Here is a 13932-nt window from a genome sequence, read left to right as displayed (position 1 = left end):
TAGAAAAATCCTATCGCTCATGCGATAGGATTTTTTTATTACATTTTCTCTGGTGCAGTTACGCCAATGATTTCAAGGGTGTTTTGAATCGTTTGACGAACGGCTTTCATAAGTTTGAAACGAGCCGCACTTTTCGCAAGATCTTCTGGATCAAGAACTCGTTCAGCATTGTAGAAGCTGTGTAGTGCTTGAGCAAGTTCAAATGAATAGTTTGTAATGCGATGCGTCATGCGCTTATCCGCTGCTTCCGCAATCGCTTCAGGCAATTCACCGAGCTTCTTAAGAAGGTCCATTTCTTTCTCAGATGTAATGAGAGATAGATCCGCATCTTCTGTTAGCCCCATCTCTTCTCCCTGACGAAGAATACTGCATACGCGAGCGTGCGCATATTGCACGTAATACACAGGGTTTTCATTCGAGCGTGATACGGCAAGGTCCATATCAAAATCAAGGTGAGAATCTGAGCTGCGCATTGAGAAGAAATAGCGCATTGCATCGATACCGACTTCATCCATCAATTCACGAAGCGTAACAGCTTTACCTGTTCGCTTACTCATCTTCATTTTTTCACCATCTTTAAAGAGGTTCACCATTTGAATAATTTCCACTTCTAGCTGCTCACGCTTATAACCAAGTGCTTCGATTGCCGCTTTCATTCTTGGAATATAGCCGTGGTGGTCAGCTCCCCAAATGTTGATCAGCTTATCGAATCCACGAGAAAGTTTATCTTGGTGGTAAGCAATATCCGGAGTTAGATACGTATAAGAACCATCGCCTTTAATCAAGACGCGATCTTTGTCATCGCCGTAAGTAGTCGAGCGGAACCACGTAGCACCGTCCTGCTCAAATGTTTCACCGCGTTCATTTAGCTTCGCAAGAACATCATCGATTTTGCTTGATTGATAAAGAGAAGTCTCAGAGAACCAGACATCGAATTCAACACCAAATTCTTTCAAATCCTTCTTTAGCTTCTCAAGCTCGCGCTCAAGACCGTACTCGCGGAAGTAAGCATAGCGCTCTTTCTCATCGAGTTGAAGTAGACGGTCGCCTTCCTTCTCGACAAGATCTTTCCCGAACTGAACGATATCCTGACCTTGATAGCCATCTTCAGGCATGTCCTTTTCTTTTCCAAGTGCTTGCATGTAGCGAGCTTCAAGAGAAACCGTTAAATTATGAATCTGGTTCCCAGCATCATTGATGTAATATTCACGCGAAACATCATAACCGGCACGATCAAGCACATTACAAAGCGTATCACCTACAGCCGCTCCTCGTGCATGACCAAGGTGCAGGCTTCCAGTTGGGTTCGCTGAAACGAACTCTACTTGGATTTTTTCATTCTTGTTTGCAGATCGGCCATAGTTGTTTCCTTTATCAAGAATCGTTGGAATGAGCTCTGTTAAATAAGCAGTATCCATAAAAAAGTTAATAAACCCAGGACCAGCGATATCAATCTGCTTAATCCCTGCTTTTGTCATATCAAGATTTGCTTTAAGATCCTCAGCAATAGCTCTCGGCGCTTTTTTCGCGATACGAGCAAGCTGCATCGCCATGTTCGTCGCATAGTCACCGTGAGCCTTGTCTTTAGGTGATTCCAAAATCACTTCCGGCATTTCACTCTCTGATGCAAGACTAGCCTTTAATACGGCCTGCTTGATTTCTTCTTTTAGCTGTTCTTTCTTTTGTTCCACACTGTTCATTGACTTGCTCCTTTCCAGCTTAGCGACAGTTCGTGTCGCTGCGTTTCATCTTCCTCGAGGTTAAGCAAATAGCGAAGCGTTAGGCGTCCTTTGTGCTTCTCCTTGTCCACCAATTGCTCAATTCGTTCCGTCCGAATTTGCATCGGCATCGATCCGAACGGCGTTTTATATAGAGATTCTGACACTTGTCCTGGCGCAAATTGCTGACGCATCGATAGCGCCCCTCTTCGAATCACGGTCACTTGCTCTTTATCTATTTTAACAGTAGTTGAAACCTTGCCAATCTCAAGGCTTTCTTCATAGCGTAAATAAAGCGCCTCTCCCTTTTCAACGAGGTTTCCCTGCACGGAATAGTTTGTAGATTCTTTTTCTTTTCCCGATTGGATACGGGAATCAATGGTTATTTCAATCGGATGATCACTCATCACTTCACGTCCTTACTAAATCATTAACTTTCTTATTATAAGAAAAGCGGCAGCGCCTTGTCCACCCCCGACCAGCTTAAGGCGGCTCTCAATGTGACGGTCTTTGTCACAATGAGAGATGACTTAAGACCTCGAGGGGGTAGGCGCTGAAGCTAGATCATCAAAAGCGGCAGCGCCTTGTCCACCCCCGACCAGCTTAAGGTGGCTCTCAATGTGACGGTCTTTGTCACAATGAGAGGTGACTTAAGACCTCGAGGGGGTAGGCGCTGAAGCTAGATCATCAGAAGCGGCAGCGCCTTGTCCACCCCAGCTCATTTTCTGTGTTGATTTTTAGCTCATATATGCAGTGTGAAACTAAGGTTTCACTCGAATAAGCTAAAAGTCGCGCACGGAACATACAGAGCATCCAAACAAAAAAAGACTGTATTCAAAATGAATACAGCCTCTCTGGATTATTTTTTGTGAGTCCAGCCGAGAAGCATTTCACGGATAAATTTACTAGCCGCAATCGGCGTTTGTTCGGATGGGTCATAAGCTGGTGCAACTTCAACAAGATCCGCACCAACGACGTTTATTTCAGAACCAGCAATGGCTGAGATCGCCTCAAGCAACTCTTTGGATGTGATCCCACCTGCTTCAGCAGTGCCTGTCCCAGGCGCATGAGCAGGGTCAAGAACATCGATATCAATCGTTACATACACATTGCGTCCTTTAAGCGTTGGTAGGACTTTTTCAAGTGGTTCTGCTACTTCAAATTTGTGCATGTGCATACCGGATTCTTTTGCGAATTGAAACTCTTCACGCATACCAGAACGAATGCCGAATGAGTATACGTTCTCAGCACCAATCAATCCACAAATTTTACGAACAGGTGTGGAGTGAGAAAGAGCCTCTCCTTCATACTCTTCACGCAAATCCGCGTGTGCATCGATATGGATCAAAGCAAGATCATCGTATTTTTTGTGAAAAGCTTTTAGAATGGGCCACGTTACAAGGTGCTCCCCACCCATACCAAGTGGGAATTTTCCCGCTTCAAGCAAAGAATCAAGATATTCCTCAATCATATCAATGCTTCGCTGAGGATTACCGAATGGAAGTGGAATATCTCCTGCATCGAAATAACGAATTTCTTCAAGATGACGATCTGCATAAGGACTATATTCTTCAAGTCCTAATGAAGCCTCACGAATGCGTCCTGGCCCAAAGCGAGATCCGGGACGAAAGCTAACTGTCCAGTCCATTGGCATACCATAGATAACCACATTACTTTCGTCGAAGGATGGGTTACTTAGAATAAACACGTTACCTGAATAAGCTTCATCGAATTTCATGCTCATTTTACAAGGTCCTGTACGAATTTCGGAAGTGCGAAGCAAGCATTGTGAAGCTCTTTCGTATAGTACTTTGTCTCAATCTCGTGGAAGCGACTTTCAGGTACTTCAAGCGGATCATTCTTTTTAGATCCAATCGTAAACGTCCACAGGCCACTCGGGTAAGTTGGAATGTTCGCTGTGTATACGCGCGTAATCGGGAAGATTTCTCTTACATCTTTTGATACTTGCGTAATTAAGTCTGCTTTAAACCAAGGGTTGTCCGTCTGCGCAACGAAAATACCATCTTCTTTTAGTGCTTTTGAAATACCTTCATAGAAACCACGTTCAAAAAGCTTTGCAGCTGGTCCTACCGGCTCAGTGGAATCAACCATGATCACGTCATACTCGCCTTCGCTTTTCGCGATATGCATAAAGCCATCATCAACGAGGACCTCAACACGCTCGTTATCTAGCGCTCCTGCGATAGTAGGTAAGTACTTTTTCGAATACTCGATCACTTTGCCATCGATTTCAACAAGCGTTGCTTTTTCAACAGACGGATGCTTCAATACTTCACGAATAACGCCTCCATCACCGCCACCAACAACAAGTACGTGTTTCGGGTTTGGATGTGTGAAAAGGGGCACGTGTGCGACCATCTCATGGTAAACAAACTCATCCTTCTCCGTTGTCATAACCATACCGTCGAGTACGAGCATGTTACCGAATTCTTCTGTTTCAATCATATCAAGACGCTGAAAGTCCGTTTGTTCCGTATGCAGCGTCTGCTTAATTTTCGCCGTAATGCCGAAGCGTTCCGTTTGTTTCTCTGTGTACCATAATTCCATGTAAACCACTCCTCTATGTCATTGCTACACTAAGTCCGTTCCCGAACCACATAGGTCCAAACACCATTAGTATGTAGCAAAAAAATGTATCTAAGCATTCTTAAAGTACAAGAAAAGTATAGTCGACTCTGTGTAAAAAGCAAGAGAATTTTATACTTTCAACTGTCGGTTCAAAAAGTTATTTAAGTGAACAACTCTATTAACACTAAAATAAAATCATCCAAACAAAAAAAGCAAGCACAAATCGGTAAATCGCAAAAGGGATGAGACGGACGCGTTCAATGAATTTAATAAATGTTACAATAGCCAAAAGCGCCACCAAAAACGCTGTTAAAAAGCCTGTTAGGAACACAGGAATGTCGGATACAGATAAATACTGATAACTTTGCAATAAATCATATCCACTCGCCGCCACCATCATTGGTACAGCTAGAATAAATGAAAATTCAGCAGCTGTTTTATGCGTTGTTCCGAGCAAGACGCCACCTGAAATCGTTGCACCTGACCTTGAAAATCCAGGCCAGAGAGCAAGACATTGAAATACTCCAATAGAAAAAGCCTGCTTCCATGTTAATTCATCCAGGCTCGAGCTAATTGGCGCCCCCTTTTTCAAGTCAGCTACGATCATTAACACGCCACCAATCACAAGTCCGATCACAACCGTGTAAGGGGAGAAAAGATAACTTTTAATAAAGCCATGAAGAAGAAATCCTGCTACGACAGCTGGAATCATTCCAAACATAAGATGAATCAGGGTTAATCCTTTTCTCTCGCTATTTGGTGATAATAAATCCGCAAATCGATGCCGATACATCACGACCACAGCTAAAATAGAGCCAAGCTGAATCACAATCTCAAATGTTTTTGCCCGTTCACCAATAAAACCAAGCCAATATCCCGTTAAAATCAAATGACCTGTAGATGAAACGGGCAGAAATTCCGTTATCCCTTCTACAATTCCAAGGATAATCGCAATCATCATCTCCATACTCTTCTCTCCCTGCTCTCAGTAACATTCATTATAGTTCATCCTATTCAAAAGCTGGACAAATATTTTCCCTTGTTCATCTGAAGAAACGCATTCGCCCAATCTAGCCTATCCGCGTGGGATAAAAAGGACAATTACCGAAGAGAAACGTGTTTAAGAGTTTCTAGATTGTCACATACTAGATTTAAGATGATGTGGGGGTGAACCACATGAAATGGCTCAGAATTGAGCGATTCCATTATTGGAAGCGTTGGACAATGCTTCTAAGTAGGCTAATGATGATATGTATTGTAATAATCGGGCTATCCGCTGGATCGCTCTATTTGCTAACTGTTTTCATGGGAGCTCCTGAGCTTCAAGTACCGCAAACAACGATTTATTATGATCATAAGGAAAATGTGATTAGCGAGAGTAATAAAGACGGTCAGAATCGCTACTGGGTTGACCTTGATCACATTTCTCCTCATGTCATAGATGCCACGATTGCCATTGAAGATCGGCATTTTTATGATCATATGGGCTTTGATTTCAAACGGATTGGCGGGGCTATTCTCGCTGATATAAAAGCGATGGCGAAGGTTCAAGGAGCAAGTACGATTACGCAGCAATACGCCCGTAATCTATTTTTGGAACATGATAAAACGTGGACACGAAAAATCGCAGAAGCTTTCTATGCTTATCGACTTGAAGTTCATTATTCAAAGGAAGATATTCTAGAAGGATATTTAAATACGATTTATTATGGTCACGGATCATACGGAATAGAATCAGCCGCAAGAACGTACTTCGGAAAAAAAGCTGAGGATCTTTCGGTTGCTGAATCTGCCATGCTCGCCGGCATTCCAAAAGGACCAGGTTATTACTCTCCATATGCTGATGCAGAAAGAGCAGAGGAACGACAAAGCACAGTCCTTCAAGCGATGGTAACAAATCATGCTCTAACCGAATCAGAAGCAAACCAGGCAGAAATGGAACAGATGGCTCTAGAAACCTTTACAGAAGATACTAAGCCTGAAATTGCTCCATATTTTGCACAAGAGGTTAAGAAGCAATTAAAGTCCGTACTTTCACTTGATGAACGTGTTATTGAGCAAGGAGGATTACACGTTTATACTACGCTTGATACATCAATGCAAAATGCTGCCGAAAAATGGGTAGAATCAAGTATTGATAAAAAAAGCGACATACAAGCTGCTCTCGTAGCGATGGAGCCTACATCAGGAGCTGTAAAAGTGATGATTGGTGGCCGCGATTATACAGAAAGTAAATTCAACCGAGCAACGATGGCCAAAAGGACACCAGGATCGACGTTTAAGCCGCTGCTATATTATGCCGCAATCAAAAATGGCTTTACGCCGTCTACGCTTATTCGTAGTGAACCTACAACTTTTTACTATGATAATGAACGCAAAACCTACTCACCGCATAATTATGGGGATGTTTACGCGAATGATGAAATCACACTCGCACAGGCACTTGCCCTTTCAGATAATATAGTCGCTGTGAAAACACACATGTTTCTAGAAGAAAAAACGCTCGTGAATACAGCCAAATCATTCGGCATTACAAGTAAGCTGTCTGCTATTCCCTCATTAGCTCTCGGCACTAAGCCCGTAGGCATGATGGAAATGACGGAAGCCTATAGTATGCTTGCAAACGGTGGATATGGTGTCTCACCTTATTATATTGAAAAAGTCACGGATCGAGATGGAAAGGTCATCTACGAACACAAATCTGAATCTGAACTTGTATTGGATCCTGATGCTGCCTTTGTCACAACAAGCATGATGACGGGTGTTTTCGATGAATCCTTAAATGATTATACACGCGTAACAGGCTCAGGCGTTGATCATCTATTAACACGTCCAGCTGCCGCTAAAACAGGTTCTACTTCAACTGATAGCTGGATGGTTGGATTTACACCTCAGTTAACAGCGGCCGTCTGGGTTGGTTATGACAAAGGAGAGAAGCTAAATCATCGAAACGATGGTTCGTATACGAAGAAAATTTGGGTGAATTTCATTGAGGATGCACTGGCGGAAGAAAAAGCGACCGATTTTGAGGAGCCTGAAAATGTTGTCGGTGTCGAAATTGATGCGCAAACAGGTTTAATCGCTACTGAAAACTGTCCTGTGAAACGCTTAACTTATTATATAGAAGGAACCGAACCAACTCACCTTTGTGAAGATCATCCCGGAACGGTCCCTAATGGAAAAGAAAATGAACAGAAAGGACTTTTGGAGCGTTTCTTCCAATGGGTCCGTTAAAAAAGACGGATGTGTACATCCGTCTTTTGATTAGCCCTTTATTTTGGATCTGCTTTCTTTAATGCTTCAAGGTCTTGCTCAATACTCATCCACTTCTGCTCTGTCATGCCAATTGCATCTGAAATACCGGCATTGTATAGAGTTGGCCCGATCTCTGCCATAACAAAATGGAGAAAATTCTCTGCTGCGAGCTCACCTATTTCTTCATCACGTTCATCATAGAAATATGATTGAATGCGCTCAATAAGCTCTTTCTTTTTCTCACGAGGGATTTGATTCCACATTTAGCTCACCCTTTCTACATATAAGAGTATAACATGGAAGCGCTCACTTCATTTTCGGAGACAACCAGAACAGCCCGGGGAAGATTCCCCGGGCTGCTTTGGGTCCTAGCTATATGTGTTGCGTATACATAAGTTTACGCTCAGTTTTAGGAAACCTCAAGTGATTTTATCAATTAGTCAGAAAACGATATGAAAGTTAGTCTTGAAGTCCTAATTTCACGTCATCACTTGAACGCTCATAGACGTCTTTATCGAACTCAATCAAATACTCACGAAGCATTTTCTTGGATTTGTCATCCATATGGTCCACGATCACTTTACCTTTCATGGATTTATCCATATTATTCACATGCTCTGGCATGCTTTTCCATGCCCGCTTCGCTTCGGCATTTAAGAAGAATTCACAGGCACCAATGCCATAATAGAAAGGACCTTCTTCACTTCGTTGAAGGGTAACCCATACGATCCAAGCAGTATGGCCATCAGGTACTTCTTCACGCGTCTTAACGAGCTTCTTCCGTTTCTCAAGGGCACTACGTGCATGCAATGCGCCAACATCAACATAAATTTCATCCGTTGTCGGATCGATAATCACAGGGGAAACGTTATCGAGGTTAATCGTTCCTACTCCGTAACCGCCGTGTCCATCTGTGGAGTCCCCACTTAAAATATTAAAACCTGTTGAAGGCTTCTTTTTTGGTTTTTGTTCTTCTTCATTTGCCATTCTTTGTACCTCCTTCATTCACAATTGTCCGCTATCATTTTATCACAATTGAACTAGTGTATTCATCCGACAGCCATTCACACCTTTATCATCAACTATTTTAGATTACCCCTTGTCAAACAGCTTTATTACGAATATTATAGTATTTGTGTTTAAAAAACGTTCGTATTTAATGGAGGTATTATCATGTTTAACTCCTTTTTCCGGTTAAAAGAAAATGGAACTAACGTTAAAACAGAATTCCTTGCAGGATTAACGACTTTCCTGACAATGGTATATATTGTAATAGTTAACCCAATTATACTATCTTCAACAGGTGTGCCATTCGATACCGTCTTTATCGCCACGATTATTGCAGCTGTTGTTGGAACACTCTGGATGGGACTTTTCGCGAATTATCCAATCGCGATCGCTCCCGGTATGGGCCTGAACGCCTACTTTGCGTTCTCCGTTGTAGGTGGACAAGCAGGCGTATCCTACCAAGTTGCCTTTGGTGCCGTATTTATTGCCGGACTACTGTTCATTATTCTTTCATTAACACCGTTTCGTGAAAAGCTTATCGAAGCCATTCCTACGAATTTGAAGCTTGGTATTACAGCAGGTATCGGACTTTTCATCGCGTTTATCGGACTTCGCATGACAGGAATTATCGTCGCAGATGAAGAGAACCTTGTTGGTCTAGGAAATCTTCATTCCCCTGAAGTTCTTCTAGCGCTTGTTGGACTTATGATTACACTTATTCTGATGGCCCGAAATGTTCCAGGTGCACTCTTCTTCGGAATGATCATCACGGCTATCATTGCTATTTTTACAGGACAGCTTGAATTTAAGGAAGGCTTCATGCAAGCACCTTCTGCTCCCGAACTTTTCATCTTCGGAAGTCCACTTCAGGCCATTAAGGATATGATTGAATACGGATTATATGCCGTTGTCTTCTCATTCCTACTCGTCACACTCTTTGATACGACGGGCACAATGGTCGGTGTGGCAGAACAGGCTGGTTTGATGAAAGGAAAGAAAATGCCACGTGCACGTCAGGCACTTCTTGCTGACTCGATCGGAACAACTGTCGGAGCGATCTTTGGAACAAGCCCAACTAGTGCTTACCTTGAATCCTCTGCTGGTGTTGCTGCCGGCGGGCGAACTGGTTTAACATCAGTCGTCGTTTCTGTACTCTTTATCGTCTCAGCTTTCTTTGGACCACTTGTCGGTTCTCTATCTGGACTTTCCGCCATCACAGCTCCCACTCTTATCATCGTCGGAAGCTTAATGATTGGCGCCGTTGGTAAAATTGATTGGAGTGAATTTGATGAGGCGTTTCCTGCCTTCTTGATCATTCTCACAATGCCACTTACGGCAAGTATTGCTACAGGAATCGCGCTTGGGTTTATTACGTACCCCATTTTAAAGATCGTAAAAGGGAAATGGCGTGAGGTTCATCCGCTTCTTTATCTTTTCGCTGTGTTATTCTTCTATCAGCTCGCTTTCCTACCACATGCTTAACTAAAAGATCTGCCCATTCAGGGCAGATCTTCAGGCTGTCGAGAAAGTCTCGACAGCCTGTTTTTTTGTTTTTTCCTCTTTCTCCCTCATTTTGCTCTCACGTTTTGTTACCCTATAAATAGATTCTATTTAGGCGGTGATTTCATTGTTTCAATCTAGAAAAGCGCGACAAAACGAATTAGAAATGGTAACGATTGATGAATTAGTCCCTGAAAACCACTTACTTCGCAAAATTGATCACTACATAGACTTTTCCTTTATTCCAGAGAAAGTACGTCCCTACTATTGTGAAGACAACGGACGTCCCTCGCTAGATCCTCTAGTGCTGTTCAAGATGATGTTTATCGGTTATATCTATGGAATTCGGTCCGAACGAGAATTGGAACGTCAAATTCAAACCAATGTCGCTTATCGTTGGTTTCTCGGATTAAATCTTACAGACACTGTGCCTCATCACTCCACCATCAGCTGGAATCGTCGAATGAGATTCCATGAAACGGATATCTTTCAAGAGGTCTTCGATGAAATCGTTCATCAGGCGATGAACCATCGTATGGTTTCAGGGCGTGTGCTTTATACAGATTCAACTCACTTGAAAGCCAACGCCAATAAGAAGAAGTTCTCCAGAAAAGAAGTGAACGTTGAAACGGTAGACTATATTGAAGAGTTGAATGAAGCCGTCGAACAGGACCGGACTGATCATGGAAAAAAGCCTCTAAAAGAAAAGAAGGAGGTGAATAAGACGAAAGAAATCAAAGTCAGTCACACAGATCCAGAGAGTGGCTATTTGTATCGAGAACACAAGCCTGAAGGATTCTTTTACTTAGATCATCGCACGACAGATATGAAATTTAACATCATCACAGACGTCCATATTACCCCAGGTAATATACATGATTCCAAGCCTTATTTACAACGATTAGACCGACAGATGAAACGATTTGGATTTAACGTTGAAGCCGTAGGCTTAGATGCCGGTTACTTGACCACGCCAATATGTCATGGATTAGAACAACGAAATGTGTTTGGGGTTATTGCCCACCGTCGTTATAAATCCAGAAAAGGAATAATGCCGAAATGGAAATATACATACGATGAAAACGTAGACCAGTATGTCTGTCCGCAGGGTGAATCATTAACATACGCGACAACCGATCGAGAAGGCTATCGTCATTATAAATCTGACCCAACTATATGTAAGACCTGTCCATTGTTAGCCCAGTGTACGCAAAATCATAAACACCAGAAAACCATCACCCGACATGTTTGGGAAAGTGCGAAAGAACAAGTTCGGGAGAACCGGCTTTCCAATGAGGGAAAGTGGATATATCGCATGAGAAAAGAGAAAGTCGAGCGTAGCTTCGCAGATTCAAAAGAACTGCATGGGCTGCGTTATTGTCGTTTGCGAGGAAAACAAAAAGTTCGCGAACAAGCGTTACTAACAGCTGCCTGTCAGAACATGAAGAAGATTGCCCTTCACCTAGACAGGATGAGCTAGGTGAAGGAGAGTTTTTTTCATTTGGATACAACCAAAACCAAAAAACGCAGGCCATAAAAAGAAAGACAAAAGAAAAAGCTTGTAGAGGAACCGGGGGTTCCTCTACAAGCTGAAGATCTGCCCATTCAGGGCAGATCTTTTTTCATACCCATTTCACTAATCTTTTCTCTTCACTACTCTTTAATGCAAGCTCGATCACTTTGATCACTGTAAGGGCTTCTCTTGCTGTTACAGGCGCAGTACTTTGTTCACAAATTGCTCGGTGCAGTTCTATGTAATACGATTGATAAGAACCAGGTGTGGTTGGAATCACTCTATCGTGATCATCTTTCGTTAGCACGCCGTACTGATCGCTCTCGTCCTCTCCCCAGTGCTCATCACCTGGTAATTGCCCCTTTTTCAGCGCTTCTTCCTGAGGATCAATACCCCATTTTACAAACGATCCCTTTATCCCATGAATTTGATAGCGAGGTCCGTGTTTTTTTACGAGAGAGCCAGCGTGGAGAATCACTCTTCTTTTTCCGTAATGCAAAATTAGGTGAAAGTAATCGTCCGTTTTCCCTTCTTCTTTTTGAGTCAAAACATCTCCATATACGGCCTCAGGCTCGCCAAATAGAGTCAGTGCTTGGTCGATTAAATGAGAACCCAGGTCAAAGAGAATACCAGATCCCTTCTTATCCTGCTCTCGCCAACGATCATGCACCTCCTCACTGTACCGATCATAATGGGCCTCGTACGAAATGACCGTTCCAAGCTCCTTTTCTTTTATGAGCTTCTGAATCGTAAGAAAATCATTATCGTATCTTCTGTTATGATACACACTTAGCAATCTGTCATAGTTTTTAGCTATTTGAATTAACTCTTCTCCCTCTTCTACACTTACCGTGAATGGTTTCTCAAGAACAACATGTTTCCCTGCTTCAAGAGCCTGCTTCGCCATTGAGAAATGAAATTCATTCGGTGTCGTAATAATGACTAACTCTATTTCTCTATCATTTAAAAGCTCGTCTATTGAAGCGACCACTTCCATTTTTGGAAACTGCTCAATTACTTTCTTCGGATTAGAAGAAACCACTTTTGTGATGGTTAACCCCTGTACAGATTCAATCACTGGCGCATGAAAAGTCGCTCCCGAATAACCAAATCCAACTAACCCTACCTTCACTTCTTTCATCTCGCTCACTCCATTTCAATAATGTAAGACTTTTGAACCCTTTTTTAATTCGACAAATAAGTTCTATTTTCTCGACTTGTTTTTCCAAATTTTGATATAGAGAAACGATTATACTAATCATCAAACGGGTATTTACGTAGAGAACTCGAAGTATTTGTAAAAGGTGGTATGATTATGAAAAAATATCTTTATTCTTCCCCCGCAATTGGCTTCTCACTTGGCCTACTTGCGTCCCTTATTTATACGATTATTTTAGCAGCCGGAGGCTATCAGTATACGGGACTAGCAGGTTTCTTTTCACTACTTATTATCCTAGTCGGCTACTTTCTACTTTCGACATTCTGGCTTCCTACCCTTCTTAAAACGAGACATACAATTGCATTGATTTCAGGGATAACCTTCCATACCGTCTCTTCTTTTACGCTAGTCTTTATGATGGCAGGAACCTTGCCTAACATATCCGAACTTCTATTTCCTTATATCAGCACACTGGTATTCTCTTTTCTCCAAATGATTGCAATTATTGTTGCTGGTGTCATTCTTTCAAAAGTCGACCTTACAAAACTCTCTGAAATGAGTCAGAAGAAATTTTCGATAAAAAGTTAGTTTCCGCAACAAAAGGTGCCCCTAAGGGCACCTTTTGTTTGTAGAAATATCTTATTCTATTAAACTAGATACAAATGACCATTAGCATCCTAGCTTTTCTATAAATGTATAGGCCTCAGTAATTTCATCATCAGAATAATTCTGTTTACGTTTGATGGTATGAACCTTCTCAACCACTTCTTCCTTTGAAAGGCGATCGAAGAAAAGAATGGTTGAAACAAGCTCAAGAAAACGTGAACTTTGACTATTGATTTCATCGATGCACTGATGTAATTCCGGCATTTGGAAATCATAATGACCGAGAAATTCATGACCTTCATCTGTTACCGTGTATTTATATTGGTAATAGCCACCTTTGCTTTCCTTCACCTCTGTAACAAGACCAAGGTTACAAAGCTCTTCCACTCGTAGCGTCAATTCTTCTGAATACGGTCCATAGAAATGGAATTGATACTTCTCGTTAAATGGAAACTGTAGCTTCTTACAAATGTAAATGATTTTTTGAAGTTTCTTACGTCCAATGACCTCTCCAGCTTCCTTCAACACAGCTATCACTTTCGCGTGATCTTCTAGCAACCTGCACCCCTCCCATGTACTTTTTA

Annotated in this window: 13 protein-coding genes; 4 read left to right on the top strand and 9 right to left on the bottom strand. The window is 42.1% G+C overall.

The features are described 5' to 3' along the window. Nucleotides 1-38: 38 nt before the first annotated feature. From argS to bacA, 5 genes are all read right to left on the bottom strand, one after another. Entirely contained in the window at nucleotides 39-1700 is a 1662-nt protein-coding gene (gene argS / locus IQ283_RS01210; protein ID WP_194218348.1) for an arginine--tRNA ligase, read from the bottom strand. Then, a complete protein-coding gene (locus tag IQ283_RS01205) occupies nucleotides 1697-2125 on the bottom strand; it encodes a DUF1934 domain-containing protein (protein WP_194218347.1) in 429 nt (142 codons plus the stop codon). Before IQ283_RS01205 ends, argS begins: the two co-directional genes overlap by 4 nt. 452 nt (nucleotides 2126-2577) lie before the next feature. Next, nucleotides 2578-3456 carry an agmatinase gene (speB, locus tag IQ283_RS01200; RefSeq protein ID WP_194219554.1) on the bottom strand — a complete coding sequence of 293 codons (879 nt, stop codon included), beginning with the start codon at nucleotides 3454-3456 and terminating at the stop codon, nucleotides 2578-2580. 2 nt (nucleotides 3457-3458) lie between these two features. Then, nucleotides 3459-4286, bottom strand: a complete 828-nt coding sequence (speE, locus tag IQ283_RS01195; protein ID WP_194218346.1) for a polyamine aminopropyltransferase — start codon at nucleotides 4284-4286, stop codon at nucleotides 3459-3461. 205 nt (nucleotides 4287-4491) lie between these two features. Then, on the bottom strand, nucleotides 4492-5274 hold the full coding sequence (gene bacA / locus IQ283_RS01190) for an undecaprenyl-diphosphate phosphatase (RefSeq protein ID WP_194218345.1): 783 nt from the start codon (nucleotides 5272-5274) through the stop codon (nucleotides 4492-4494). Nucleotides 5275-5483: 209 nt separating this feature from the next. Here bacA and IQ283_RS01185 point away from each other — a divergent pair, with 209 nt between their 5' ends. Further along, a complete protein-coding gene (locus IQ283_RS01185) occupies nucleotides 5484-7541 on the top strand; it encodes a transglycosylase domain-containing protein (RefSeq protein ID WP_194218344.1) in 2058 nt (685 codons plus the stop codon). 38 nt (nucleotides 7542-7579) lie between these two features. Here IQ283_RS01185 and IQ283_RS01180 read toward each other — a convergent pair whose 3' ends face one another. Then, entirely contained in the window at nucleotides 7580-7825 is a 246-nt protein-coding gene (locus tag IQ283_RS01180; protein ID WP_194218343.1) for a DUF2164 domain-containing protein, read from the bottom strand. Between the two features lie 196 nt (nucleotides 7826-8021). After that, complete coding sequence (locus IQ283_RS01175) at nucleotides 8022-8549, bottom strand: YwhD family protein (RefSeq protein WP_194218342.1); 528 nt, start codon at nucleotides 8547-8549, stop codon at nucleotides 8022-8024. A gap of 186 nt (nucleotides 8550-8735) precedes the next feature. Between IQ283_RS01175 and IQ283_RS01170 the strand changes: the two genes are divergently transcribed. Continuing rightward, nucleotides 8736-10052, top strand: a complete 1317-nt coding sequence (locus tag IQ283_RS01170) for an NCS2 family permease (protein ID WP_194218341.1) — start codon at nucleotides 8736-8738, stop codon at nucleotides 10050-10052. Nucleotides 10053-10197: 145 nt separating this feature from the next. Then, a complete protein-coding gene (locus IQ283_RS01165) occupies nucleotides 10198-11550 on the top strand; it encodes an IS1182 family transposase (RefSeq protein WP_408962555.1) in 1353 nt (450 codons plus the stop codon). Between the two features lie 142 nt (nucleotides 11551-11692). Here IQ283_RS01165 and IQ283_RS01160 read toward each other — a convergent pair whose 3' ends face one another. Further along, nucleotides 11693-12724, bottom strand: a complete 1032-nt coding sequence (locus IQ283_RS01160; RefSeq protein WP_194218340.1) for an oxidoreductase — start codon at nucleotides 12722-12724, stop codon at nucleotides 11693-11695. Between the two features lie 174 nt (nucleotides 12725-12898). Here IQ283_RS01160 and IQ283_RS01155 point away from each other — a divergent pair, with 174 nt between their 5' ends. Then, complete coding sequence (locus IQ283_RS01155) at nucleotides 12899-13330, top strand: hypothetical protein (RefSeq protein WP_194218339.1); 432 nt, start codon at nucleotides 12899-12901, stop codon at nucleotides 13328-13330. 81 nt (nucleotides 13331-13411) lie between these two features. Here IQ283_RS01155 and IQ283_RS01150 read toward each other — a convergent pair whose 3' ends face one another. After that, entirely contained in the window at nucleotides 13412-13906 is a 495-nt protein-coding gene (locus IQ283_RS01150; protein ID WP_194218338.1) for a YwgA family protein, read from the bottom strand. Nucleotides 13907-13932: the final 26 nt, after the last annotated feature.

This window comes from Pseudalkalibacillus hwajinpoensis, assembly GCF_015234585.1.
In the GTDB taxonomy this organism is placed as follows: Bacteria; Bacillota; Bacilli; order Bacillales; family Guptibacillaceae; genus Guptibacillus; species Guptibacillus hwajinpoensis_B.
The sequence above is the reverse complement of the archived record's forward strand: the minus strand, read 5'-3'. Positions and strand labels throughout refer to the sequence as shown.